Here is a 25,287-nt window from a genome sequence, read left to right as displayed (position 1 = left end):
CTGAGCGTGTATGCCACAGTTCTACCTAGCGGGTGATTGGGCCCAATCCAATCTCCCAAAACTACTTCTTCCAATTGATGGGGATTTAGCCCATCACCTACGCGTTCGTCGCATCGGAGCGGATGATGTCTTCACCGTCTTTGATGGCAAAGGCCATACTGCGGTGGGAAGGCTCTCCAGAGCGAACGAAACCCCTTCTCAGATAGAAATTACACAAATCCAAGAAGATCGCCAGCGCGAGCTCCCTTATCGCATAGAGCTTATTCAGGGACTTGCCAGCGGTGACAAAATGGATTGGATCATCGAGAAAGCCGTTGAGACGGGGGCTACAAGCATCACCCCCATTGAGTGTGAGCGCTCGGTGGTCAAACTCAAAAACGACCCAAAACGACTAGAAAAGCGCCTGCTTCATTGGCAGGCAATCGCGCAAGCAGCGTGTGAGCAATGTGATCGTAGCGTCATTCCAGAAGTTACTTCAATCCAACATCCTCGGGATGCATTCAAACCAAGCAAGGCTGGGTTAAAAATACTTCTGAGTACAACGAGTACCGCTTCGCTGCATCAATTTCTCAATCAACACCCACCCCAAAGTATTACGCTTGCCATTGGTCCAGAGGGCGGCTTTTGCAAAGAGGAGGAGGAATATGCCAAACAGGCTGGTTTTACCGCCCTATCACTTGGCCCACGCATAGTACGAACAGAAACGGCTGGGATCGTTGCGATCTCAGCCGTTGAGAGTATTTGGAGTTTAAAGACGAGTTAGGCGAACGAGTAAAAGACCCGATACGGGACGCGGCGCTCGGACCAAAACTCAACCGCATCGCGGAACACATCCAATAGAGTCTCTCTCGCTTCTTTGTCAAACTTTTGGGTGCAAGGTAAGCCTTCGAGGACCACCACAAAACCTGGCTGAGGACCTGCTTTGTCAACCAAGGTTGTCAGCGCATCTAACAGCGGATCAAAGTTTTTCGCCTGCTGTTTGGTGAACATATAGGCGTTCGCAATTGCTTCGAGTACCTCGCCCTTGGTGTTGGCATTGGTGCAACTTGCATAAACAAAGTGCTGGCCTAACTCCGTTGCAGCCTCGGCCAAATCACTGGTTCTAAATGCACGAATCGATTGCACGATATTGGGGCGCACACTGCGCAACATTGCTGGGGGACCAGCATCTCTCATCGCCAAAGCGGCACGCCAAGAAGCTGTCACTTTTTTTCCTAGGTCTTGATTGGCAGCATAGGTCTGAAGACGCGACAGCCCGCCTTGCGCATAAATGCTCGCCGCCGAGATCTCGCGATCGGCTTGATCATTTCTGTCCCAATTTTCTGCGCGGCTGTGATCTTCGACGCTTGCTGAAGTAATGTTTTCAGGAAGAATATTCATGATGGGTAATAGGTTACCCTTATCCCGCCCCCAAATCAAGCCCAATCCAAGAACTAATTTGATAAGTTATTGATTTTTATCAATAATTTAAAAGTGAGCAACTACTTACTAAGTATATTTTCCTTTTAAAATAAGCCCTTGGATTGGCTGGCGGCCTCTACAACCGCTAGCGTGCTCACATTGACAATTCGGCGCACCGTGGCCGCCGGAGTCAAAATATGGATAGGTTTTGCAACCCCGAGCAAAAGCGGTCCGATGGCTACGCCATTACCCGCGGCAGTTTTCAATAGGTTATAAGAAATATTGGCGGCATCAATATTGGGCAAGACCAATAAATTAGCCTCGCCACGCAAGCTTGAGTTCGTAATGGCGCCTGCACGGATTTCGGGATCTAAGGCGCAATCGCCATGCATTTCACCATCAACCTCAAGCTCAGGAGCGGCCTTTTGCAAAATCGCTAGTACCTCGCGCATTTTTGCAGCCGATGGGGCGTCACTGGAACCAAAGTTCGAATGCGAAAGCAAGGCAACTTTCGGGGTCATACCCAACTTACGCATCTCGCTAGCGGCTAAGAGTGTGATTTCAGCTAACTCAGGAGCACTTGGGTCGATATTAACGTGGGTATCCACCAAAAAAACTTGGCGGTTAGGCAATATCAATCCCGACATTGCTCCGTAGACTGTCGCACCAGGTTCGTGACCAATCACCTCATCAATGTATTTCAAATGAATACCGGTGTTACTGATCGTGCCGCAGATCATGCCATCTGCCTGTCCTTTTTTGAGGAGGATGGAGCCAATTAAGGTATTGCGGCGACGCATCTCGAGCTTCGCGAAGGACTCGGTCACTCCCTTGCGCTCGGTTAGCTGCAAATAGGTTTGCCAGAAATCACGATAGCGCGCATCACTTTCTGGATTGACGATCTCAATATCGACTCCTGATTTCATGCGCAACCCGAACTTCTCAATGCGATGCTCAATCACCGATGGGCGACCAATCAGAATGGGGTTGACCAAACTTTCATCGAGCATGATTTGCACGGCACGCATCACACGCTCATCCTCGCCCTCACAAAAGACGATGCGCTTTTGCTCCATTGGGATCTTCTTAGCAATCCCAAACAAGGGCTTCATGACCGTTCCCGAGTGATACACAAACTGCTGCAATTGATCCTTGTAGACAGCAAAATCTTTAATTGGGCGGCTTGCAACCCCGCAGTCCATGGCGGCCTTTGCAACGGCTGGTGCAATTACAGTAATTAGGCGCGGATCAAAGGGTTTCGGGATTAAATAATCTGGACCAAAAGCCAGATTCTCGGAGCTATAAACGGCTGCTACCACATCACTTTGTTCTGCTTGAGCTAACTCAGCAATTGCCTTCACCGCCGCGATTTCCATCTCGGTGGTAATGGTGGTTGCCCCCACATCCAAAGCGCCACGGAAGATAAATGGAAAACACAGGACGTTGTTGACTTGATTGGGGTAATCAGTGCGCCCGGTAGCCATGACGGCATCGGGGCGAACCAGTTTGACCTCCTCAGGCAAGATCTCAGGGGTTGGATTTGCCAAGGCAAACACAAGCGGCTTATCTGCCATTTTGGCAACCATCTCCGACTTCAAGACGCCGCCAGCCGATAAGCCCAAAAATACATCAGCCCCCTCAATCACATCGCCTAGGGTACGCTTGTCAGTCTTTTGCGCAAATGGTGTTTTCTGTGGGTCCATGAGCTCAGTGCGACCCTCATAAACCACACCGACAATATCGGTGACCCAAATATTGCTCTTAGGCAATCCAAGATGAACTAATAACTCCAGACAGGCCAGTGCAGCCGCACCGGCACCAGAGGTCACTAACTTGACCTTCGTAATATCTTTACCAACGACTTTTAGTCCATTGAGAATCGCCGCTGCCACCACAATTGCTGTGCCATGTTGATCATCATGAAAGACTGGGATCTTCATGCGCTCACGAAGTTTGCGCTCAACCAAGAAGCAATCGGGAGCCTTTATGTCCTCGAGGTTAATTCCGCCAAAGGTTGGTTCCAGGGCGGCAATCACCTCAACCAATTTCTCGGGATCGCTTTCGTTGACTTCAATGTCAAACACATCAATCCCAGCAAACTTTTTAAAGAGTACTGCTTTACCCTCCATGACCGGCTTACTGGCGAGTGCGCCAATGTCACCTAAACCCAATACGGCCGTACCATTAGTGACCACCCCAACTAAATTACCTCGAGCGGTATACCGAAATGCAGTGGCAGGGTCTCGTTTAATTTCTTCACAAGCAGCTGCTACTCCTGGCGTATACGCTAAGGAAAGGTCACGTTGATTGGTTAATTGCTTGGTGGGGGCAATCGATATTTTGCCGGGTACCGGAAACTCATGGTACTTAAGAGCAGCTTCACGTAAAGCCTTAATTTGCTCTTCCTTATTTTGATTGGGTTTATTGCCAGATTGACTCATAGGGTTTCGCGGGTAATGGGATTAGGAGGCTTGGAGCCTTAAACAAGAATGCCAAAAACTCTATTCTATTCCTCTAAAGGCCTTCCCTTTGAATGCCCTCTTAAACGGCAGGTCTTGCAAGAATCGGGTTTTAAAGCCCGCCTACAATACAAAGATGACAAAGCTATTCCTTCAGAGCCCGCCATCCGATACCCACAAACTCGGGGAATTTGAGTTAATTCGCGATATTTTCAAGACGCGCGCTCTGCAAATGATGAAGGCTAAACCCCAACACGCACCACTTCTTGGCATTGGTGATGATGGGGCGGTGATTGCTTGTCATCCAAACGAGGAACTGGTGATCACAACCGATATGTTGGTGGCCGATCGCCACTTCTTTGCGGATGCCGACCCTTACCTCGTCGGGAAAAAATCCCTGGCAGTGAACTTATCGGATCTCGCCGCAATGGGTGCTAAGCCCACTGGATTTACTCTGGCGCTCGCCTTACCAAAACAAAAGCAAGCATGGCTGCATGGATTTGCAAATGGTCTTTTTGATTTGGCCGATCTCTTTGATTGCCACCTGATTGGCGGCGATACCTGTCAAGGGCCATTAACGATCAGCATCACAGCCTTTGGTGTGGTTCCATGCGGACAAGCAATTAAGCGATCGGGCGCTCGGGTGGGTGACTCCATTTGGGTCTCTGGCGAACTGGGCGACGCTCGTTTAGCCCTGGGATGTATTCGTAAAGAATGGCCTTTAAATCTGGATGCCGAAGAACTCAATCGGATCAATCAACGACTTCATTCGCCCTTGCCCCGAGTTGCGCTCGGGATCGCTCTACGTGGGATCGCAACTGCAGCCTTAGATGTATCGGATGGATTGTTGGGTGATTTACGCCATATTTTGGAGGGCTCCCATGTGGGCGCGCAACTTAACTTAGATGCCCTGCCCCGCTCAACAGTGTTGCGGCGACAAGATCCGGCAATTCAGTATCAATGCGCTGCCTCTGGCGGCGATGACTATGAGCTGTGCTTTACTGCAAACCCAAATCAACATGCCAATATTGCGAGCCTCTCGAAAGAACTCGGGCTTCCTCTGACTTGCATTGGTCAAATTACTGAAGCCCAAGATGAAAGCGTATTGATACTCGAGGATGGTAAGGGCATACCACTAAGCCCCGAAAAATCCCAAGCGCTGCTGAGATCTTTTGATCACTTTCGAGATTAGAGATTCATGAAAGCAACTCGCCACCCATCATTAAATTGGATGCTGGGATCCGTGCATCGGGTATTTGGTATCGGCTTTGGGAGCGGCCTGGCTCCAATTGCTCCGGGTACGGCTGGCACACTGCTTTCCTGGGGATTGTTTTTGATCCTCAACCCACTTCTTTCAACAGAGGCGGTGTTTGTTCTACTTAGCGTTGGAACGTTTTATGGACTATGGGCTTGCGGTCAATGCAGTCACGATCTAGGCCGCCCCGATGATGGCTCGATTGTTTGGGATGAAATCATCGCCTTTGCTTGGATCCTACTGCTGATTGGATCCAACACTCTTTGGGTGCAAGCAATCGCATTTTTAATCTTTCGGTTTTTTGATGCAGCCAAACCTTGGCCTATCAATCGCGTCGATCAATACTTTAAGAAAAACTGGGTCCATCAAGAACATCTCAACTCATCGCAGATCATCAAACACGGCTTTGGGATCATGATTGATGATCTCATCGCCGCTCTCTTTACTATTTTGATCGTGATGCTTGGAATACACTGGCTCGCATGAACTCATCGATCACCTCACTGACTCAACAATTAGCTCAAATCTTGTTGGCTAAAGGTTTCAAGATTGCCTCAGCCGAGTCATGCACTGGAGGTTTATTGGCTGCACACCTCACCAGCCTTGCCGGATCCAGCGACTGGTTTGAGCGGGGCTTTGTCACCTATAGTAATCAAGCGAAAGAAGAGAGTATTGGTGTTCCAAAAGAGTTGATCGAACGGTACGGGGCCGTGAGTGAAGAAGTTGCACGAGCGATGGCCGAAGGCGTTCTCAACCATAGCCTGGCCCAAGTTAGTGTTGCTATTACTGGAATTGCAGGGCCAGGCGGAGGAAGTGCGAATAAACCCGTTGGGATGGTTTGCTTTGCTTGGGGAATGCAAGTGGATGATCAAATCCAAACCCGCTCACAAACGAAACAATTTAGCGGTGATCGTCAGAACATTCGGGAGCAGGCTTGCGTTTACGCGATCGAGTCGCTGCTTGAGCAACTCACTGCAAGCGAATCACGCTAATTTGACTTCAACCAGCCTTTGTGGCGGAAGTAGCCCAAGGGAATCATTGCTGAAATGATCATACTAATGATTGCCAGCGGATAGCCCCAGGTCTCTTTTAGTTCAGGCATGTACTCAAAGTTCATACCCCAAACGCTTGCCAATAAGGTTGGGGGCATTAAGGCGACCGAGACCACAGAGAAGATCTTAATAATTTTGCTCTGGTTCAGACTAATAAAGCCAACCGTCGCATCCATCAAGAAGTTAATCTTGTCAAATAAGAATGCTGTGTGATTCTCTAGAGAATCAATGTCTCGCAAAATTTGACGCGCTTCTTCTTGCTGTTCATCGGACAATAATTTGCTTCGCATCAGAAATGACAGTGCGCGCCGCGTATCCATGACATTGCGACGAATTCGGCCGTTGGTATCTTCTTCAGTGGCAATCGTCTCAAGAACTTCTGCTGCGTCGGCGTCGGTGATCGTTTCTGACAAAACACGTTTACCCGCGCGCTCAAGATTTTCATAAACCTCCTCAAGTGCATCGGCGGAGTACTCGGCATCGGTGGAGTACAGATCAAGGAGCACATCCTTCGCATTACTGACCGAACCCGGACGCAAACGCGCCCGCAAGCGTACCAAACGGAACACTGGTAAATCTTCATCGTGGATCGAGAACAACACCTGATTGGTCAGGACGAACGCCACCCTCACGTTGCGTGATGTATCTTCTTCGTCAAGCAAAAAGTCGGTGCGAATATGCAGATGCCCATCGTCTGCCTCAAAATAGCGTGCAGACGCCTCCAGGTCCCCAAGATCGTCCAACTCAGGGAGTTGAACGGCAAAAGCCTCTTTAATCCAAAGCAGCTCTTCCTCTTCAGGGTCAATCACATCAATCCAAATTGGATTGTGGTGTTGGAGCAGTTCATTGCGATCTTCGACTTGCTCTTGCGATAGACGGCCGTTTTGTAGGACGAACAAGTTGATCATGGTGAACTCCCGACGAATGCGCTAGTTTATCCTATGCACTATGAATCGTTCATTACATTTGGTAAAAAATTCGGGGTCCTTTCGGGATCAGATCGAGGCTGCCTGGGCATCCCAGGGCAGCATGCTCTGCCTGGGTCTAGACCCCGATCCCCAGCGCTTCCCGCCCAGCATAGGCAAAGGCCCCAAAGCCATCCTCAATTTTTGTAAAGAAATTGCGGATTCATGTGCTGACCTGGTGTGTGCATTTAAACCACAGTTTGCGTACTTTGCCTCCCAACGAGCAGAGGACCAACTGGAAGACCTGATCGCCCACCTCAAAAGATCCTACCCACAGATCCCTATTATTTTGGATGCCAAACGGGGTGATATTGGGAGTACCGCCGAACATTACGCATTAGAAGCGTTTGAGCGTTATGGGGCCGATGCCGTGACGGTCAATCCATACATGGGTAAAGACTCGATCGAACCCTATCTTCAGCACTCGGGCAAAGGGGTCATCATCTTGTGCCGTACCTCCAATCCAGGCGGGTCCGATATACAAAACCTTCCCATCAACAGCAACCAAGCAGTGTTTGAACGCGTTGCACACCTTGCCAAAGAGTGGGATCAAGCGGGTCAAATTGCACTTGTGGTGGGAGCCACCTTTCCCCAAGAAATCGCCCGAGTTCGAGCCATCGTCGGCGCCATGCCCTTACTCATCCCTGGAATCGGGGCGCAAGGCGGGGATATTGAAGCGACGGTTGCTGCGGGGCAAGTAGCGAATAAACCCGGAACGGGAATGATGATTAACTCATCGCGCGCCATTTTGTATGCGAGCAACGGAAAGGACTTTGCAGACGCTGCCAGAAAAGTAGCAATAGCAACCCGTGATGCGATTCGATCTGCGCAAGCCAAATAAAAAGATGCTTGGTATTACTAGCGGTTTTTAGGCAAAGCTACACGATCCATATTCTCTAAAATAAACTGCTGACGCGCCCCAAAATCAATACTGCCGCGTTTGCAATATTTACTCTTATCGAAGCACTTTGGCGCTGGTAAAGCAGATGCTAATGCGACTGCCTGTTCGCCACTAATATTTTTTGGATTAGTCACATAGTAGTGAGAAGTCGCTGCACCAATCCCAAAAATCCCCTCACCCCATTCAACGGAATTCATATAAATCTCAAACATCCGCTGTTTGGAAAGCATCAACTCTAAAAGTCCGGTAATGACTAGCTCCTGTACTTTACGTAGGTAGTTTTTTTCGGAGGAAAGAAATAAATTCTTGGCCAATTGCTGTGTGATTGTGGAGCCGCCGCGCACCACCTTGCTGCCGCCTTTTTGGTTTCGCTCCCAGGCTTTTTGCATATCCTCAATCCGAACCCCGCTGTGTTTAAAAAAGATATCGTCTTCACTTACCAGAATCGCCCGCTTTAAATCATTGCTGATCTGCTCGTACGAAACCCAACGATGCTGGATCGGGCAGCTCAGATTCCAGTGACAAAGACGCCAACGTTCCGCCCTCTGAAATGCTGTACTGCTTGGATTCATGAATGCCCATAGACCAATTTGGATCACAAAGTAAAACTGCAAACCGATCAGTCCCCAAGCCATGCATTTGAGGAAATACATGACCCATGACATGATTTAAGCGTACCGAAGCTGTGCAATAACAGCCCTAGTATCTAAACGTTTGATGTCCACTTGACGCCACTGACTAAAGGCAACGGCGGCTTGCTCTACCAACATTCCCAAGCCGTCACTGATCCGACAGCCGCGCTGCAAGGCTTGCTCCATAAATACCGTGGTTTTACCGTACACCAAATCATACGCAAAGCAACCAGGGCAAAACACGTGATCTGCCGCTAATGTGCTTAAAGGACTTTGGTCCTCAAGACCAGCTGCACTTGAATTGATCACGAGTGAAAATGCAAGAGTCGCTTGCTCTTCTAGCTGAGCGATGCTACTTGCCATTAATTCAACACCATACTGAGTTGCAATAGGCTGAAATATCGACACAAGCTCGTGAGCTTTTTGAGCGGTGCGATTGGCAATCCAAATCCGTTTTGGCTTTTGATCTAGTAGCGGTTCAAGGATCCCACGACTTGCACCACCAGCCCCCACAATGAGGACATCTGCTCCATGAATAGCTACTCCTTGAGACAGCAGATCAGCCACCAATCCAGCGCCATCGGTGTTATCGCCCCAGAGCACTCCGTCTTTTTGCCAGATGGTATTCACAGCACCTGCTAAGCGAGCACGGGTAGTCAATTGTTTGCATAACTGATAGGCTTCCAATTTAAACGGAATGGTGACGCTCGCACCTTGACCACCAAGTACAAAAAATTGGGTGAGCATTGCTGCAAATCCGTCCAGTGGTGGCTGAATCCTTAAATAATCCATTTCCTGCTGGGTTTGTATTGCAAACTGCTCATGAATCAGCGGAGACTTACTATGCCCAATCGGATTACCAAATACCGCATAAATATTTTTGCCAACAAAACTATTTGGCTCCAGCTCGGTTAGAAATGAATAGTGGTTCATGGTTTAGCGCCGTTTTTTAGTTCAAAACGATTGCCGGATTGATCTTTCAAATCGCGCGTGAACTCAAACGTTGAAACCCAATCCAAAACATCGATCTGCTGACGCATCTCACTTGGAAATGCTCCGAACGGGGCGGCGGCGCGCACAATTGCCACCGCTTGACGATCAAGCTCTGGAATACCGGATGAACGACTTACTTCAATGCCCTCACGTCCTTTGACATTATTGGTGATCCGACCCTCTGCATCAACACTCACAGTTAACACCAAGCTACCATACAACGGCCGACCCTGGACGCGAGGAAAAAAAGTATTGCCATAGGCTTCAATCTTTTGACGCATACCATCATAGTAATAGGCAAACGCAACCGTTTTGGTACTGCTTGCACTAAGGACCGCGCGACGTGGAAGACGACCCTCAGGGCTAAGTCGTCTAGCAAGCTCGGCCTCCAACGCATTGGTCTGAGAGAGCTGTTTAGATTCTTCCCCCGATCGTATTCCAGTGGCCTGCTTTTTATCGGTATCTAACTTCGATAACAATTGCTTCTGGCGCTTCTCAAGCGCCTCCAACCTAGAATCGGTACCCAAATGGGCGCGGTGCAAGGCGCTCGCATCCTCCCGAATAGTTAGGCCCCCACCATCCAAATTAGCCTGTGCTAATTTCTGTGCCTTTTGAGGAGGCGCTGGGCTAGAAGCATTCACCAGCACAATACTCAATGGTGTATTGAAACGCCGCTCGGTTTCTGGCGCATTGAACCAACGCTGACTCAATAGGGCAAGATGAACCAGTAGAGATATAGCTAATGCGATCCATAGCGGCTTAATCGACCGACTCACCTCAAATGAATGCAGAGCCAGTCTCATTCTGGTAAATCCCCTTCTACCTCAGCACTGACTTCACTCGAGCTGGTTTCAAGCTCGAGCAAACGGGCCTTAGCAGATAGGTCTAAAAGATCTATATCCATAACTTCGATCTTAGCGCGGGTCAGACGAGGATGGCTCGCTAATTCAGGGATGGGCAAGTGCAGTGGAATAGGCTCAATACGCGCCATGCCCTCTTTCAAATGACGTGCGTAGATTGAATGGGGCAATCCAGCCTGCGCCAACCAACGCAAGCACCAATAGCGCTCCATGCGTGACTGATATTCCCCGTACTGAAGATATACCGTATCGAAATCAGCGGCAATTCCCATGATCTCTGAGTCTTTAGGGGCAAATGGAGCCGTCATCTTGGCGGTAACCCCGTTCCGAATCATCGCAATCAATTGCCATTGATTTACAAGATCCGCATACCGACGTAATGGCGAGGTGCACCACGCATAACACTCAACCCCTAAGCCTTCATGAGGGCCGGGGGTGGTTTGCATCCGTGTACGCTGAGGACCCCAACCTTTTTGTGTGCGGAATAGCGCCGGTAAACCATGCTCAGCTAGCGCTTGTCCCCAAATCTGATTACATAAGATCATGCACTCAGCCACGATGGTATCCAAAATCGAACCTCGAACACGAGGCTCAATCACGATTTCATTGCTTGACGAAGTGATCTTGAAATTGAAATCACGGATTAAAGCATTTGGATCAGCTTGACCCAAGACCTCAGCTCGCAAGCCGTCTTTGACACGCTGCTCTTGACGTTTTTGATGCTCATTTTGAGCTAAAACCCATAGTCGAGTCAGTGCTTCGTGATGCGGCAATGATGAGTTCTCTTGAGCCAAGAAGGCCTCGTCGACCAGTGATTCCCAATCGTCTAAGCGAAGATTAGTTTCAATCGGCACCAACTCGAGAGCACTTTGCGGAGGTGTCTGGGTTCGTTGGCCAAGAGCATCAATCTCAACATACAAGGAGACTGCGGGACGAGCGGACCCAGCATCGAGAGAAAAGTACTCCACAAATTGCTCTGGCAACATCGTAATTTTGTCGCCTGGAAAATACACCGTCGACATCCGCTCACGTGCAACTTGATCAAAACGATCGCCCTTCTGAATCAATAAGCCAGGTGCCGCAATATGAATACCCAATCGATAAAGACCATTACCAATTGGCGTTAATGACAAAGCATCATCAATTTCAGTGGTACTGGCGTCATCAATTGAAAATGCCTTAACTTGTGCAGCTGGTAAGCCAGCAACGGCCTTTTCAAACTCTGCGTCAGTAAATCGAAAATCACTTGCAAAGCCCGTGCCTTTCGGAAAATGCGCTTGCACAAATTGGCCATGATGGTAAGACTGCGGGGAGTCCAAGGCAGCACAGCGCATCAGCAAACGCGCTGGGTGTTCGCCCGTCTGTTCACAAGCCCCATGAAAAGCCTTGTATGCCAAGCTATTTTTATCTGGACGAAACAGCAAGCTATTCACCTGCGAATGTAAAGCATCTGGCAGCCTTCCTTCAACGAGCTCCGCCTGCCATGCCTCTTGCTGTAAAAGCTCTCTTTGCTTGCGCTCGATTGCCGCTAATCCCGCTTGCAGTTGTTCGAGTGGCGCCCGCATAAAGACACCGCGCCCCTTACGTCGAAAGTAAACAGGGGCTCCTTGCAATGCAATCGCCAAACCGATCAATTGGGGCTTACCAACGGTGTCCCCAAAATACTCTTTGGCAATTGCCTGGAAAGAAAATTCTTGATCGGGCGCACAGTCCCATAGAAGTTGCAAGTCAATCGTTGCAGCAATACCATGCGCTTCTTCAAGAACATTTTGAGGATTAGCGTGATCAAATTGCAGCCATACCTCTTTAGCCTTTAGCTTGAGATGCTTGCCCGATAAAGCGCTTGCCTGCCATGACTGAGTGTCTCCAGCCCCAGAGGTCGACAAGATAGTGGCAATACGCAGCTCACCACCTTCCTCGTACAGTAAATGCATTAAAGCGAAATCCCGCCACTTGCCTCAATGGTTACGCCATTGACATAACTGGCTTCATCGCTCGCTAAGAACAGATACACATTCGCCATTTCTTCGGGAGTGCCCAAGCGCGCCATCCACGAACGCTGCTCAATGCTTTGCAAAATGTTCTCGGGCATCGCCTTGACCATCTCAGTCGCAATGAATCCAGGACAGACGGCATTTACCCGAATCCCTTTTTGTCCGAACTCACGGGCCCAGGTTTTGGTAAATCCAATCACGCCAAATTTGGTTGCAGAGTAATTGGTTTGACCAAAATTACCGTAGATACCGACCACACTCGAGGCATTGACGATCGCGCCCTTTTTTGCTTCTAGCATATGGGGAACCACCAATTGAGTGCAATTAAAAACGCCTTTGAGATTAACATCGATCACCGCATCAAATTGCTCTTCGGTCATTTTCACCAAGCGGGCATCTTGAGTAATTCCGGCGTTGTTAATCAATATATCAATGCGTTGATGTTTAGAAATAATGTCGTCAACCGCACGCTGAATACTGGCTCGATCGGTAACATTCAACACATAGGGTTCAGCATGCTTGAGTTGGCCCACGGCCTCCATCACTGCGGCTTCATTTAGATCGGCCAACATGACCTTAGCGCCCTCCTCGGAAAACCGTTTGGCAGTTGCAAAACCAATTCCTTTAGCTGCTCCAGTGATGAGTGCTACTTTATTTCGTAAACGCATACCAATTCCTCTAATTAGGGATTAAGGTGCTCTAAACGAGCCAGAATTTTTTGATGAACACCGCCAAAGCCGCCATTGCTCATCACCAAAATATGATCATGGGGTTTAGCTTCGCTACATACTGCTTCAACTAAGCGCCCAAGATCATGAAAGCTTTTTGCTTTTGACCCCAATGGCGCGATCGACTCTTGTAAATCCCAGCCCAGGGCATCTTTGCCGCTAATTGCTCCATAGGCAAATACCAAATCGGCCTCTTTCAAGCTATCCGGAAGCTGAGACTTCATGACACCAAGCTTCATGGTGTTGGAGCGTGGCTCAAGTACCGCCAGAATTCGTGCCTCACCCACTTGTTTGCGCAATCCATCAATCGTGGTAGCAATTGCCGTTGGATGATGGGCAAAATCGTCATACACATGAACTCGATGCTTCTCACCGATGAGCTCTAAACGTCGCTTCACATTTTTGAACTCCGCTAAAGCGAGGGCGGATTCTTCTGGGGTGATGCCAATATGATGGGCAGCCGCAATCGCTGCTAGTGCATTGAGTTGATTATGAACACCCATCACACCCGAATGCCTTGCCCAATGAACTTCCGCGCATTTCTTGCCCTGATAAAGAACTGCAAAATCAGCGCCGCGTTTGCCATCTGCATTTTCCATATCCTCAAATGACCATTCGCAGCTACCGGAACCAAAGCGCTCCAAAGGAGACCACAATCCGCGCTCGATCACGCGATCCAATGACTGCTGTGAACCATTGGCAAGTACCAGACCTGTTTGTGGAATGGTTCGAACTAAATGATGAAATTGGGTTTCAATGGCAGCCAACTCGGTAAAGATATCGGCATGATCAAACTCGAGGTTATTCAAAATCGCGGTTCGTGGCCGATAGTGCACGAACTTACTACGCTTATCAAAAAAGGCGGTGTCGTACTCATCCGCCTCAATCACAAAATAGTTCCCGTCACCTAAGCGTGCCGAGACTGAAAAGTTCAACGGTACGCCACCAATTAAATATCCAGGCTGACGCTGATTGCGCTCCAAAATCCAGGTGAGCATGGCTGTCGTTGTGGTCTTGCCATGCGTACCAGCAACAGCCAAGACATGCCTACCTGACAAAACCTGCTCTCCAAGCCATTGGGGACCAGAGGTATATGGCAAACCTTGGTTGAGGATCTCCTCGAGGAGAGGGTTTCCCCTGGAGACCACATTCCCAATCAGAAATAAATCGGGTTTCGATTTAAATTCACGTAGTTGATCGGGGGAGTATCCTTCGATTAATTGAATACCTTGGGCTTCGAGCTGGGTACTCATTGGGGGGTAAACATTTGCATCACAACCGGTTACCTCATGACCGGCCTGCCTAGCAATTGCCGCAATACCACCCATGAAGGTGCCACAAATGCCCAAGATATGAATATGCATGCGTGGATTTTAGCTAAGGAGAGTCATGAACCGTCGTCATTTTCTAATTGGAAGTGTGGTCGCGATTGTTGCCGCAGTCGCAGGTGCTTTTATTGCCAATCGCAGAACTGCCCTGCAGTCCGCCTCGCAAGATGCTGTCAAAGCTCTTTTTGATCGCGAGTGGTTTTCTCCAGACCAAAAGCCCATTTCGACCCAAGATTGGAAAAATAAGGTTTTGGTGGTCAATTTTTGGGCCTCCTGGTGCCCGCCCTGTGTTGAAGAAATGCCCGCTTTGGACAAAGTTCAGGGGGAATATGATCCTAAAAAGATGCTAATTGTCGGCATCGGAATCGATTCACCCTCTAATATTCGTCAATTTATTGAAACTACGATTATTTCTTATCCAATCGTTTTGGGCGGACTTGGCGGGAATGACATCAACAAAATGCTAGGGAACCCATCAGGGGCCCTACCCTTTACGGTGGTGATCAACGCAAAAGGCAACATCACAGGCAGAAAATTAGGCAAGATCAGCGAAGATGAGCTCAGAAAGCTCATTAAAGATGCAATTTAATTAATATTAGCTACTTTTAGGCACAGGGATCTAGCTGCCCTGTCGGCCATTTTTAATCAATTTCTTAAAAAAGCAGCTGATTTCTAGGAATTCCGGATGTCAGGGGGTATACTGCTTCTCACGTTAATTTTCTGGATTTATCGCCAAATTAATCGATATTTTTCAATAACTGTAGCGATCTATGCCTACTAATCATCCAAATTCTTCTGTTTTGCTTTTAAACGGTCCTAATTTGAACCTTCTAGGAACCAGAGAGCCTGAGGTTTATGGCAAAACAACCCTCGAAGACATCACAGGACGCATGGGTGAGCTCGCTAAAAATGCTGGAATTTCACTGGAGAGCTTTCAAAGTAATCACGAGGGTGAGCTGATTGACCGTGTTCAGAAGGCTAAAAAGGATGGTATTGGTTTCATCATCATTAATCCAGGGGGCTTTACGCATACGAGTGTTGCCCTACGCGATGCCTTAGCCGGTGTAGCGATCCCATTTATTGAGGTGCATCTCTCGAATATTCATCAGCGTGAAGAATTTCGCAAACATTCTTATTTCTCAGACCTAGCCATGGGCGTGATTTGTGGTCTAGGTGCCCAGGGTTATGAACTGGCATTGGCAGCGATTCAGAACAAACTGGCTTCTCATTAAAAATCATTACGACGAGGTTTGGCATGGACTTACGAAAACTCAAAACCCTGATTGACTTAGTCTCCGAGTCTGGAATCTCCGAACTCGAAGTGAGCGAAGGAGAAGATAAAGTCAAGATTGTGAATGCGCGACATTCTGGCTCCGTTGCAAACGCTCCTGCAGCGATGCCCATGAATACCATGGTGATACCAGCGCCGATTCAACAGGAAATTCCAGCGACTTCGGTTGCTACAGCTCCAGAAGCCAATGCTGCGCCTGAGGGTTTTGTGCAAAAGTCTCCAATGGTTGGAACCTTTTATCGCTCTCCCAATCCAGAAGCACCTGCTTTTGTGAATGTAGGCGACACCGTAACAGTCGGCCAAACTCTTTGCATCATTGAGGCAATGAAGCTTCTCAATGAAATTGAGTCAGAGAAAGCAGGTGTGATTAAGCAAATCCTTTGCGAGAACGGCCAAGGCGTTGAATTTGATCAACCGTTGTTCATCATCGCCTAATCGCCATGTTTGACAAAATACTGATCGCCAATCGTGGCGAAATCGCTCTGCGAATTCAGCGGGCCTGCCGAGAACTAGGTATTAAAACAGTAGTGGTGTACTCCACCGCTGATAAAGACGCTAAATACGTAAAATTGGCTGATGAGGCGGTTTGCATCGGGCCGGCACCCTCGACGCAAAGCTATCTCAATATGCCGGCGATTATTTCAGCGGCTGAAGTCACCGATGCTGAAGCCATTCATCCTGGCTATGGATTTCTCTCAGAGAATGCGGATTTTGCTGAGCGGGTTGAAAAGTCTGGATTTGCGTTCATCGGCCCAAGACCCGAGTCGATCCGCTTAATGGGGGATAAGGTTTCCGCAAAAAATGCCATGATTAAGGCAGGGGTTCCCTGCGTACCTGGATCGGCAGGTGCATTACCTATGGATAATCCAAAAGAAATTCTGGCGACCGCCAAGCGCGTTGGCTACCCCGTCATCATTAAAGCAGCAGGTGGTGGTGGTGGGCGCGGTATGCGCGTTGTTCACACCGAAGCAGCCCTCATTAGCGCAGTGAACATGACCCGCGAGGAAGCGGGGCGAGCCTTTGGGAACCCTGAAGTCTATATGGAGAAATTCCTAGAGCGACCGAGGCATGTGGAGATCCAAGTCTTAGCCGATACCCATGGCAATGCGGTTTGGCTGGGTGAGCGCGATTGCTCGATGCAGCGTCGCCACCAGAAAGTGATTGAAGAGGCACCAGCTCCAGGGATCGATCGCAAACTGATTGCCAAAATTGGGGAGCGCTGTGCCGATGCATGTAAAAAAATTGCCTACCGCGGTGCCGGTACCTTTGAATTTCTCTATGAAAAGGGTGAGTTCTTTTTTATTGAGATGAACACTCGCGTTCAAGTCGAGCATCCCGTCACGGAGATGATTACTGGGATTGATATTGTTCAAGAGCAAATTAAGATTGCGGCTGGCCAGAAACTTGGCTTTAGGCAACGCGATATTGTCTTTAAGGGTCATGCGATTGAATGTCGCCTAAATGCTGAAGATCCCTTTAAGTTCACACCAAGCCCTGGTCGAATTCAGTCATGGCATATGCCTGGCGGCCCCGGTATTCGCGTCGACTCGCATGCCTATAGCGGATATCTAGTACCTCCCAACTATGATTCGATGATTGGCAAGTTAATTGCCTATGGGGCTACACGTGAGCAGGCGATTCGTCGCATGCGGATTGCCCTCTCTGAAATGGTGATTGATGGCATTCTGACCAACGTGCCCTTACATCGCGAGCTGATGCTCGACTCCAAATTCGTGGAGGGTGGCACAAGCATTCATTACCTTGAACAACGCCTTGAGGAGCAATCTGCGACTCGTGGCGAAAAGTAGGCCCTCCTGAGCCAATGCCGTACCGCGAGTTCCAATTTACCGTTGTTGCTGAAATTGCTGAGCCCTTGGGCGATGCGCTCATGGAACTTGGGGCACTCTCGGTTTCGGTCGAAGATGCCACTGCGGGTGGCTACGATGAAAATCCCCTGTATGGTGAGCCAGGTCTGTCGCCCGAAGTGCAAGCTTGGGACTTATCCGTTGTTAAGGCGCTCTTTGATCATAGCTTCGAAACCAGCAAGGAAGAATTAGCCAGCATTCTTCTAGAGGCTGGATTTGCCGTTCAAACACCCACCGAATCAGTTGTGGCTGACCAAGATTGGGTGTCGATGACACAAAATCAATTCGACCCGATTGCGATTGGTGAGCGCATTTGGATTGTGCCGTCCTGGCACCAGAAACCATCTGCACCAGAAGCAATCTGTCTGGCAGTCGATCCGGGCCTTGCATTTGGTACTGGCAGCCACCCAACCACCCGACTATGCCTTGAGTGGCTTGAGCAATACAGCAAGAACCCTGTTTGTAAAAGTCAAAGTGTGCTGGATTATGGCTGTGGCTCTGGCATCTTGGCAATTACCGCCAAAAAACTGGGCTTTCAAACTGTGTTTGGAACGGATATTGACCCGCAGGCTATTGAATCGGCGCGTGCAAATGCCAATCAAAATCAAACGGAGATTGAGCTCCAACTACCTGACGATATCGATGCGGCGATTGGGTCCCAGCCATTTGATGTAGTGATCGCCAATATTTTGGCCAACCCCTTACAAGTTCTAGCACCAGCTCTAATCGCACGCGTAAAGGATGGTGGGCAATTAATCCTATCGGGCATCTTAGAGCGCCAAGCGCAGGAGGTCATCGATTGTTATCAGACCCATATTCCGCTGTCGATCTGGAGGGCCTCGGAGGGCTGGGTATGCCTACATGGTCAAAAGCCAGTCTCTAAGCAAAACCGGACCTCAAGCGTTCGTTCGATTGAAGATGTCTCAAAGCCCAATCGCTCAATTATCAGCGCTCCCATCACAGAAGGTACAGGATTTCATCTACGTAAACCTTTGATCACCGTTGGCTTATTAATGATGATCGGCTTCTTAGTCGCAATAAGCCTTTGGCGTGTCCCAATCTTGCATTTTTTAGCACCCAGCCTAGATAAAAACCCCAACCCAGTTGCCTTACGTAGCTTTGAGTTATTACAAAGCGTAGATCGGAGAATATGCGAAGTCTTGCCGTGCGATCAGAAAGCAGTGATTGATTTCACGGCATGGCGCTTTCTGCTCGCCAATCTTGGAATGGATGACAGCAAACGCGGGGTTGAGATGCTGTCCATCTTACAAATCGAGCTACAAAATCGCTTATTGGTCCCAGTTGCAATCCCCCATTTGGAGCTAACACTTAGCGATGCCGATGAAAAAACGATTGCTCGTATTCTGATGAGCCCTGAAGAGTGGCTTCCCAAAACCTGGCAAAGTGCCCATCCCAGCTTTTTACTGACGGGAGCACCACCCAAAGAACTGTTTAGCCTTTCGATACCCTTGCAGCTTCCTGCGAATGCCGCGGGCTATCGCTTGCGTGTAGCATATCCTTCCTCCACTCAACCCCCATCCCTATAGAGAACCTTATGGCAAGCATTATTTGTGGCTCCATTGCGTATGACACCATCATGACCTTTGAGGGTCGCTTCCAGGATCAAATTCTTCCAGAACAAATCCATATTCTGAACGTCGCTTTCTTGGTCCCTAGCATGCGCCGAGAATTTGGCGGATGCGCTGGCAATATTGGCTATAACCTCCAACTGCTCGGTGGCAAACCAATGATCATGGCGACCGTGGGAGCGGATGCAGATCCCTACCTCTCCCACCTCGAGAGAGTTGGGATGAGCCGCCAGTTCATTAAAAAACTCGATCAGGCCTTTACGGCCCAAGCGATGATTACGACTGATCTTGCTAATAATCAGATCACCGCCTTTCATCCCGGAGCCATGAATGACTCCCATTTAAACCGTGTGGATGACTGTGTAGCCAGTCTAGGTCAAAAGGATCAACACATCGGTATCGTTGCCCCTGATGGGCGAATTGGCATGTGGGAACATTGCCATCAATTTGCGAAGGTGAAGATCCCATTTATTTTTGATCCGGGCCAAGGGCTGCCGATGTTTAACGGCCAAGAACTACTGGAACTGGTCGATTTAGCCACCTATGTCGCTGTAAACGACTATGAGGGTGAGATGCTTTGCCAGCGCACCGGCTTATCGCTAAACGAGCTGGCAAGTCGCCTGGAAGCCTTAATCGTGACGAAGGGGGCTCAAGGGGCGCAAATTCATACAAAGGGGAAGATTATTGAGATACCCGCTGTTCCAGCCGAGAAGATTGCTGATCCAACCGGTTGCGGTGATGCATTCCGAGGAGGACTGCTGTATGGCCTTGAAAAAGGTTTGGATTGGGAAACCACCGGGCGCTTAGCTAGTCTCATGGGATCGATCAAAATTGCGCATCAAGGACCCCAAAACCATCAACCCACTCGCAGCGAAATTAGCGATCGCTTCAAAGCAGCTTTTGGTACTGCTATTACTCTTTAAATAAAAATGGGGTCCCGAAGGACCCCATCCAGACTACTTCAACTATCCACTAAGCCTAGGCTTAGGGACGGCTGCCTGTAGGAAATGGCCAAGCCGCAGCCGGATTCAGCGCAGTTTGCGCTGGAGCAGCAACGGCGGGCTTAGCCGCGGGCTTTTTTACAGAAGCACCTTTCTTGGCAGCAGGCCTTTTCTTAGCTGCTTTTTTAGCAGGCTTTTTCTTGGCAGCTTTTTTCTTTTTAGCAGCAGGACGCTTTTTGGCTACTTTTTTCTTAGCAGCTTTTTTAGCGGCAGGCTTCTTCGCAGCAGCTTTCTTAGCAGCTGGTTTCTTAGCAGCTACTTTCTTCTTAGCAGCTGGGCGCTTCTTAGCAGCTGGTTTCTTAGCAGCTGGTTTCTTAGCAGCTACTTTTTTCTTAGCAGCTGGTTTCTTTACAGCAGACTTCTTTTTGGCGATTGCCATAGTGATTCTCCTTCACGTGTGAGGATTAGAACAAACTACTGATTAAGAAAACCCGACCATGACTCCACGTTACGCCTTGCGGTGCACCATGGGAAACGAGCGAGCTATTCATCGGCGCGCGGCCTACTACATGGTGCTGCACGCTAATGAATCCTGGAAAAAAAGCTGCGGCCCTTGCGGGAAGCAGCTTTTCAAAGAGGGTAGAAAAAATTGGGAAGAAAGTCCGGTCACCCTGTTTCAAGGGTTTTCGCATTTTTGCCAGTTTCAAGCGACTACTAATACTAATCAACCGAACTATCTCCTATATTGCCGGAGGAAGCGCTGGTCTAGCTTTTTGTTACTCCCAACTCAGCGCACCACCGGTTTGATACTCAATCACTCTAGTCTCAAAAAAGTTTCTCTCTTTTTTCAGATCTATCATTTCTGACATCCATGGAAATGGATTCTCTTCATTTGGATACATCGCGTCAAGTCCTATTTGCATGCAACGACGATTACAGATGAAGCGAAGGTAACTTTTGAACATCGGAGCATTGAGTCCAAGCACCCCTCTTGGCATCGTATCTTCGGCATAGCGATACTCCAACTCCACTGCTTTTTCAAAGATGCTCCGAATCTCTTCTTTGAACGCAGAAGTCCATAACTGCGGGTTCTCCAGCTTGATTTGGTTGATTAAATCAATGCCAAAATTGCAATGCATCGACTCATCACGCAAGATATATTGATACTGCTCCGCTGCCCCCATCATTTTGTTTTGACGGCCCATCGCGAGGATTTGCGTAAAACCAACATAAAAGAACAAACCCTCCATCACGCAGGCAAAAACAATCAGGGAGCGCAATAGTTTTTGATCGTTTTCAAGAGTGCCGGTCTTAAAAGCGGGATCGGTGAGCACATCAATAAACGGAATCAAGAACTCGTCTTTGTCCCGAATCGAGGGAACCTCATGGTAAGCATTGAAGATTTCAGCCTGATCCAGACCCAAGGACTCAACAATGTACTGGTAAGCGTGGGTGTGGATGGCCTCCTCAAAAGCTTGGCGCAATAAGTACTGACGGCACTCTGGAGCCGTAATCTGGCGATAGGTTCCCAATACGATGTTGTTCGCTGCCAAGGAATCCGCAGTTACAAAGAAACCTAAATTACGCTTGATAATGCGGCGCTCATCTTCAGTCAGGCCATTGGGATCTTTCCAGAGCGCAATATCGCGGTTCATATTGATTTCTTGGGGCATCCAATGATTAGCGCAGCCAGCTAGGTACTTTTCCCAAGCCCACTTGTACTTAAAGGGAACCAGCTGATTAACATCGGTTGTGCCATTAATCACCCGCTTATCGGCGACGTTCACGCGACGCTCAGTTGCATCAGTTACTGGTTTTGCTGCCGCCTGGACCGGAGGAGCAACAGCTACCTGATCAGCCACAGGGGCAACTTGCACTGGCGGAACGGCCATTGGCGAGGGTGGCGGCACAAACCCTGCCTTAGCAAGGGCTGGAGCGACTTCTTCATCCCAGTTCAACATACTTTTCTCCTAATTCCTATTTTTTCTAATGTTCTCATCGAGCTTATTGGCAAGCTTCGCATTCCTCAAACCCTGGATCGCCAGGACGCATGGTGCAAACCGGGCCATCTGCGGCAATCGCTCCTGCGGTGCTAGCAGCAGCCCCACTGGAAACCGCATTGAGCTGGCCAGTAGCGACGGTTGATTTCTCAACATGGGTCGCCGCCATGGTCCGCAGGTAGTAAGTTGTTTTCAAACCCCGAATCCAAGCCAACTTATACGTGTCATCCAATTTCTTACCGGAAGCGCCGGCCATATAGATATTGAGCGATTGCGCTTGATCGATCCACTTTTGACGACGTGAAGCGGCCTCAACCAACCAGCTTGGCTCAACCTCGAAGGCAGTCGCATACAAATCGCGCAGATCTTGGGGAACGCGATCAATTTTGGAAAGAGTGCCATCAAAATACTTCAAATCCGCAATCATGACCTCATCCCATAGACCGCGATCCTTCAAATCACGGACCAAGTAATCATTTACCACGGTGAACTCGCCAGAAAGATTGGATTTCACGAACAAATTCTGGAAGGTAGGCTCAATACAGGCCGAGACACCAATAATGTTCGAAATCGTTGCGGTTGGGGCAATTGCGACGCAATTGGAGTTACGCATACCGTATTGCTTAATCTGAGCGCGCAAGGCATTCCAATCCATGGTGCTGGATTGATCGACCTCCACATAGCCGCCGCGCTCCTCTTGCAGCATCTTCAGCGTATCTTGGGGCAAAATACCGCGATCCCACAGCGATCCTTGATAACTACTATAGGTACCGCGCTCTTTGGCGAGCTCACTCGATGCCTGATAGGCGTAGTAGCAAACCGCTTCCATCGAAGTATCAGCAAATTTGACCGCTGCTTCACTGGCATACGGAATGCGTTGCATGTGCAAGCAATCTTGGAAGCCCATGATCCCAAGACCGACTGGGCGGTGCTTCATATTGGAGTTACGAGCCTTCGCAACCGCGTAGTAATTGATGTCAATCACGTTATCGAGCATGCGCATTGCAGTCTGGATGGTCTTCTTGAGCTTGGCATGATCGAGCACCATCTGACCGTTGGCATCGGTGGTCATATGGGCCGTCAGATTCACCGAGCCTAAATTACAAACAGCGATCTCACTCTCATTGGTGTTGAGGGTAATCTCAGTACACAAATTGGATGAATGCACCACGCCGACATGCTGTTGGGGACTCCGAATATTGCAAGGATCTTTGTAGGTAATCCAAGGATGGCCGGTCTCAAACAGCATCGCTAACATCTTGCGCCATAACTGAACCGCAGGGATCTTCTTTGATGGCTTAATTTCGCCAGCCTCGGCACGCTTTTCATAGGCAATATAGGCTTGCTCAAAGGCCTTGCCGTACTTATCGTGTAAATCAGGGGTGCTAGATGGGGAAAATAAAGTCCACTCACCATTTTCCATCACCCGCTTCATAAATAAATCGGGGATCCAGTTGGAGGTGTTCATATCATGGGTACGGCGGCGATCGTCGCCAGTATTCTTGCGAAGCTCCAAAAACTCCTCGATATCCAAGTGCCAGGTCTCCAGATAGGCGCAAACCGCACCCTTGCGCTTACCACCTTGGTTTACGGCTACAGCGGTATCGTTTACAACCTTTAAGAATGGGACAACCCCCTGCGACTTGCCATTTGTACCCTTAATGTGACTGCCCAAGGCACGCACATTCGTCCAGTCATTTCCCAAACCACCAGCAAACTTCGATAACAAAGCATTCTCTTTCAGGGCCTCGTAAATGCCGTCCAAATCGTCATCCACCGTGGTGAGGTAGCAACTCGATAGCTGCGAGCGCAGGGTCGCTGAGTTAAACAGCGTTGGGGTGCTCGACATGAAGTCAAAGGTCGAGAGAACCTCATAAAACTCAATCGCACGGCGCTCGCGCTCTGGCTCATTTAAAGCCAGGCCCATTGCCACGCGCATGAAAAAGGCCTGGGGCATTTCAATCCGATGGTCTTCAATGTGCAAGAAGTAACGGTCGTAGAGGGTTTGGAGACCTAAATAGTTAAATTGCAAATCCCGATCAGCATTGAGCGCTGCCGAGATCTTACTCAGATCAAACTCTAAAAGACGAGGGTCCAATAGTTCCGCCTCAATACCCTTACGAATAAATTGGGGGAAATAGTTTGGATACTCAGACTGCATATCGCCTTGCAAGACCTCACGCCCCAGAATTTCCTTCCGAATCACATGCATCAAAATACGAGCGGTCACCTGGCTATACGCAGGGTCTTTTTCGATCAGGGTGCGCGATGCCAAAATAGCCGAGTCATATACCTGCGCCATGGGGACACCGTCATAGAGATTCTTGATGGTCTCGGTCATGATGGGGCTAGCATCAATGTGGTTACCCAATCCCTCGCATGCCGCCTCAATCACACTGCGCAAAGCAGCGACGTTCAAGGGCTTGGTAACACCGTTGTCGTTCACTTGAACCGAAGGTAAGCCAGGATCGGCGACTTGCTCTTGAGCCGCACTTTGCTGCGCAGCGCGTTCCTGATTGCGCTTTTCACGATAAAGAACGTAAGCGCGAGCAACGTTATGCTCCCCGCTACGCATCAAAGCTAATTCAACCTGATCCTGAATATCTTCAATATGAAAGGTTCCGCCATTGGGACGGCTGCGCAATAGTGCGCGAACCACGTTTTGGGTCAATTGCTCAACTTGTTCACGAATCCGCGCTGAGGCTGCACCCTGACCACCGTTGACCGCTAAAAAGGCTTTGGTCACAGCGATTGCAATTTTCGAGGGCTCAAAAGCAACTACCGAACCATTACGACGAATGATTTTGTAGTCTGAAAGCTGGGTGGTTTGAGCAAGACCTACACCACCAGCAACATAGTTGGCGGATGGGGTTTGGGTCAAATTACCTACGGGGCTAACGCCTCCATGACTCGTGGTACCTGCTTGGCCAGCTGCTTGAGAATCGGCGAAGGTCATATTGCTCCTGCTATATATATGTATTTATTGGAAAAAAGACAAATTTGTAACAAAAACACTAGATATAGTGGTTTTGA

General features: G+C 49.0%; 22 protein-coding genes and 2 pseudogenes. 12 read left to right on the top strand and 12 right to left on the bottom strand.

What is annotated here, in order from left to right; translation table 11 throughout:
* Window positions 1-10 precede the first annotated feature (10 nt).
* The gene (locus AOC32_RS01210) at window positions 11-763 is read left to right on the top strand and encodes a 16S rRNA (uracil(1498)-N(3))-methyltransferase (RefSeq protein WP_108507753.1); all 753 of its coding nucleotides are present in this window, start codon (window positions 11-13) and stop codon (window positions 761-763) included.
* On the opposite strand, the gene AOC32_RS01205 is transcribed toward AOC32_RS01210, so the two are convergent.
* Together AOC32_RS01205 and AOC32_RS01200 are read right to left on the bottom strand one after the other, a co-directional pair.
* Window positions 760-1,380: a barstar family protein gene (locus AOC32_RS01205; RefSeq protein ID WP_108509280.1), complete on the bottom strand. Its 621-nt coding sequence runs from the start codon at window positions 1,378-1,380 to the stop codon at window positions 760-762. The two genes, AOC32_RS01210 and AOC32_RS01205, sit on opposite strands and share 4 nt — an antisense overlap.
* A 125-nt stretch (window positions 1,381-1,505) precedes the next feature.
* Window positions 1,506-3,842, bottom strand: a complete 2,337-nt coding sequence (locus AOC32_RS01200) for an NADP-dependent malic enzyme (RefSeq protein WP_108507752.1) — start codon at window positions 3,840-3,842, stop codon at window positions 1,506-1,508.
* Window positions 3,843-3,996: 154 nt separating this feature from the next.
* Here AOC32_RS01200 and thiL point away from each other — a divergent pair, with 154 nt between their 5' ends.
* Genes thiL through AOC32_RS01185 form a run of 3 tightly spaced genes read left to right on the top strand, consistent with a single transcriptional unit; the run spans window position 3,997 to window position 6,107 of the window.
* Window positions 3,997-5,052 carry a thiamine-phosphate kinase gene (gene thiL / locus AOC32_RS01195; RefSeq protein ID WP_108507751.1) on the top strand — a complete coding sequence of 352 codons (1,056 nt, stop codon included), beginning with the start codon at window positions 3,997-3,999 and terminating at the stop codon, window positions 5,050-5,052.
* Window positions 5,053-5,058: 6 nt separating this feature from the next.
* Window positions 5,059-5,601, top strand: coding sequence for a phosphatidylglycerophosphatase A family protein (locus AOC32_RS01190; RefSeq protein WP_108507750.1), 543 nt, complete (start codon window positions 5,059-5,061; stop codon window positions 5,599-5,601).
* Window positions 5,598-6,107 carry a CinA family protein gene (locus AOC32_RS01185; protein ID WP_108507749.1) on the top strand — a complete coding sequence of 170 codons (510 nt, stop codon included), beginning with the start codon at window positions 5,598-5,600 and terminating at the stop codon, window positions 6,105-6,107. The genes AOC32_RS01190 and AOC32_RS01185 overlap by 4 nt, the downstream gene beginning before the upstream one ends.
* Here AOC32_RS01185 and corA read toward each other — a convergent pair.
* Entirely contained in the window at window positions 6,104-7,075 is a 972-nt protein-coding gene (gene corA / locus AOC32_RS01180) for a magnesium/cobalt transporter CorA (RefSeq protein WP_108507748.1), read from the bottom strand. The two genes, AOC32_RS01185 and corA, sit on opposite strands and share 4 nt — an antisense overlap.
* 40 nt (window positions 7,076-7,115) lie before the next feature.
* Between corA and pyrF the strand changes: the two genes are divergently transcribed.
* The gene (gene pyrF / locus AOC32_RS01175) at window positions 7,116-7,973 is read left to right on the top strand and encodes an orotidine-5'-phosphate decarboxylase (protein WP_108507747.1); all 858 of its coding nucleotides are present in this window, start codon (window positions 7,116-7,118) and stop codon (window positions 7,971-7,973) included.
* A gap of 17 nt (window positions 7,974-7,990) precedes the next feature.
* On the opposite strand, the gene mtgA is transcribed toward pyrF, so the two are convergent.
* From mtgA to mpl, 6 genes are read right to left on the bottom strand one after another with little or no spacing between them, the layout of a single operon-like run.
* Window positions 7,991-8,698 carry a monofunctional biosynthetic peptidoglycan transglycosylase gene (gene mtgA, locus AOC32_RS01170; protein WP_108507746.1) on the bottom strand — a complete coding sequence of 236 codons (708 nt, stop codon included), beginning with the start codon at window positions 8,696-8,698 and terminating at the stop codon, window positions 7,991-7,993.
* A 3-nt stretch (window positions 8,699-8,701) separates the two neighbouring features.
* Window positions 8,702-9,598, bottom strand: coding sequence for a shikimate dehydrogenase (gene aroE, locus AOC32_RS01165; RefSeq protein ID WP_108507745.1), 897 nt, complete (start codon window positions 9,596-9,598; stop codon window positions 8,702-8,704).
* Entirely contained in the window at window positions 9,595-10,461 is an 867-nt protein-coding gene (locus AOC32_RS01160; protein WP_108507744.1) for an energy transducer TonB family protein, read from the bottom strand. Before AOC32_RS01160 ends, aroE begins: the two co-directional genes overlap by 4 nt.
* Window positions 10,458-12,452: a ribonuclease catalytic domain-containing protein gene (locus AOC32_RS01155; protein WP_108507743.1), complete on the bottom strand. Its 1,995-nt coding sequence runs from the start codon at window positions 12,450-12,452 to the stop codon at window positions 10,458-10,460. Before AOC32_RS01155 ends, AOC32_RS01160 begins: the two co-directional genes overlap by 4 nt.
* Window positions 12,452-13,180: a 3-oxoacyl-ACP reductase FabG gene (gene fabG / locus AOC32_RS01150; RefSeq protein ID WP_108507742.1), complete on the bottom strand. Its 729-nt coding sequence runs from the start codon at window positions 13,178-13,180 to the stop codon at window positions 12,452-12,454. The genes AOC32_RS01155 and fabG overlap by 1 nt, the downstream gene beginning before the upstream one ends.
* Window positions 13,181-13,194: 14 nt before the next feature.
* Window positions 13,195-14,604, bottom strand: a complete 1,410-nt coding sequence (gene mpl, locus AOC32_RS01145; protein ID WP_108507741.1) for a UDP-N-acetylmuramate:L-alanyl-gamma-D-glutamyl-meso-diaminopimelate ligase — start codon at window positions 14,602-14,604, stop codon at window positions 13,195-13,197.
* A gap of 25 nt (window positions 14,605-14,629) precedes the next feature.
* On the opposite strand from mpl, the gene AOC32_RS01140 reads away from it, so the two are divergent.
* From AOC32_RS01140 to AOC32_RS01115, 7 genes and pseudogenes are all read left to right on the top strand, one after another.
* Entirely contained in the window at window positions 14,630-15,157 is a 528-nt protein-coding gene (locus AOC32_RS01140; protein ID WP_108507740.1) for a TlpA family protein disulfide reductase, read from the top strand.
* A gap of 181 nt (window positions 15,158-15,338) precedes the next feature.
* The gene (gene aroQ, locus AOC32_RS01135) at window positions 15,339-15,800 is read left to right on the top strand and encodes a type II 3-dehydroquinate dehydratase (RefSeq protein ID WP_108507739.1); all 462 of its coding nucleotides are present in this window, start codon (window positions 15,339-15,341) and stop codon (window positions 15,798-15,800) included.
* A 23-nt stretch (window positions 15,801-15,823) separates the two neighbouring features.
* Window positions 15,824-16,294: an acetyl-CoA carboxylase biotin carboxyl carrier protein gene (gene accB, locus AOC32_RS01130; protein WP_108507738.1), complete on the top strand. Its 471-nt coding sequence runs from the start codon at window positions 15,824-15,826 to the stop codon at window positions 16,292-16,294.
* Window positions 16,295-16,299: 5 nt separating this feature from the next.
* A complete protein-coding gene (gene accC, locus AOC32_RS01125; RefSeq protein ID WP_108507737.1) occupies window positions 16,300-17,667 on the top strand; it encodes an acetyl-CoA carboxylase biotin carboxylase subunit in 1,368 nt (455 codons plus the stop codon).
* A gap of 14 nt (window positions 17,668-17,681) precedes the next feature.
* Window positions 17,682-18,596: pseudogene (gene prmA, locus AOC32_RS09825) on the top strand (50S ribosomal protein L11 methyltransferase); the annotation flags it as partial.
* A 141-nt stretch (window positions 18,597-18,737) separates the two neighbouring features.
* A complete protein-coding gene (locus tag AOC32_RS09820) occupies window positions 18,738-19,271 on the top strand; it encodes a DUF3426 domain-containing protein (protein WP_325051162.1) in 534 nt (177 codons plus the stop codon).
* A gap of 8 nt (window positions 19,272-19,279) precedes the next feature.
* A complete protein-coding gene (locus AOC32_RS01115) occupies window positions 19,280-20,236 on the top strand; it encodes a carbohydrate kinase family protein (protein ID WP_108507735.1) in 957 nt (318 codons plus the stop codon).
* 61 nt (window positions 20,237-20,297) lie between these two features.
* Here the strand turns inward: AOC32_RS01115 and AOC32_RS01110 are convergent.
* From AOC32_RS01110 to AOC32_RS01100, 3 genes and pseudogenes are all read right to left on the bottom strand, one after another.
* Window positions 20,298-20,690: pseudogene (locus AOC32_RS01110) on the bottom strand (histone); the annotation flags it as partial.
* A 340-nt stretch (window positions 20,691-21,030) separates the two neighbouring features.
* On the bottom strand, window positions 21,031-22,215 hold the full coding sequence (locus AOC32_RS01105) for a ribonucleotide-diphosphate reductase subunit beta (protein ID WP_108507733.1): 1,185 nt from the start codon (window positions 22,213-22,215) through the stop codon (window positions 21,031-21,033).
* A gap of 43 nt (window positions 22,216-22,258) precedes the next feature.
* Window positions 22,259-25,210 carry a ribonucleoside-diphosphate reductase subunit alpha gene (locus tag AOC32_RS01100; protein ID WP_108507732.1) on the bottom strand — a complete coding sequence of 984 codons (2,952 nt, stop codon included), beginning with the start codon at window positions 25,208-25,210 and terminating at the stop codon, window positions 22,259-22,261.
* Window positions 25,211-25,287 lie beyond the last annotated feature (77 nt).

The organism is Polynucleobacter acidiphobus, assembly GCF_003065385.1.
Classification (GTDB): domain Bacteria; phylum Pseudomonadota; class Gammaproteobacteria; order Burkholderiales; family Burkholderiaceae; genus Polynucleobacter; species Polynucleobacter acidiphobus.
The sequence above is the reverse complement of the archived record's forward strand: the minus strand, read 5'-3'. Positions and strand labels throughout refer to the sequence as shown.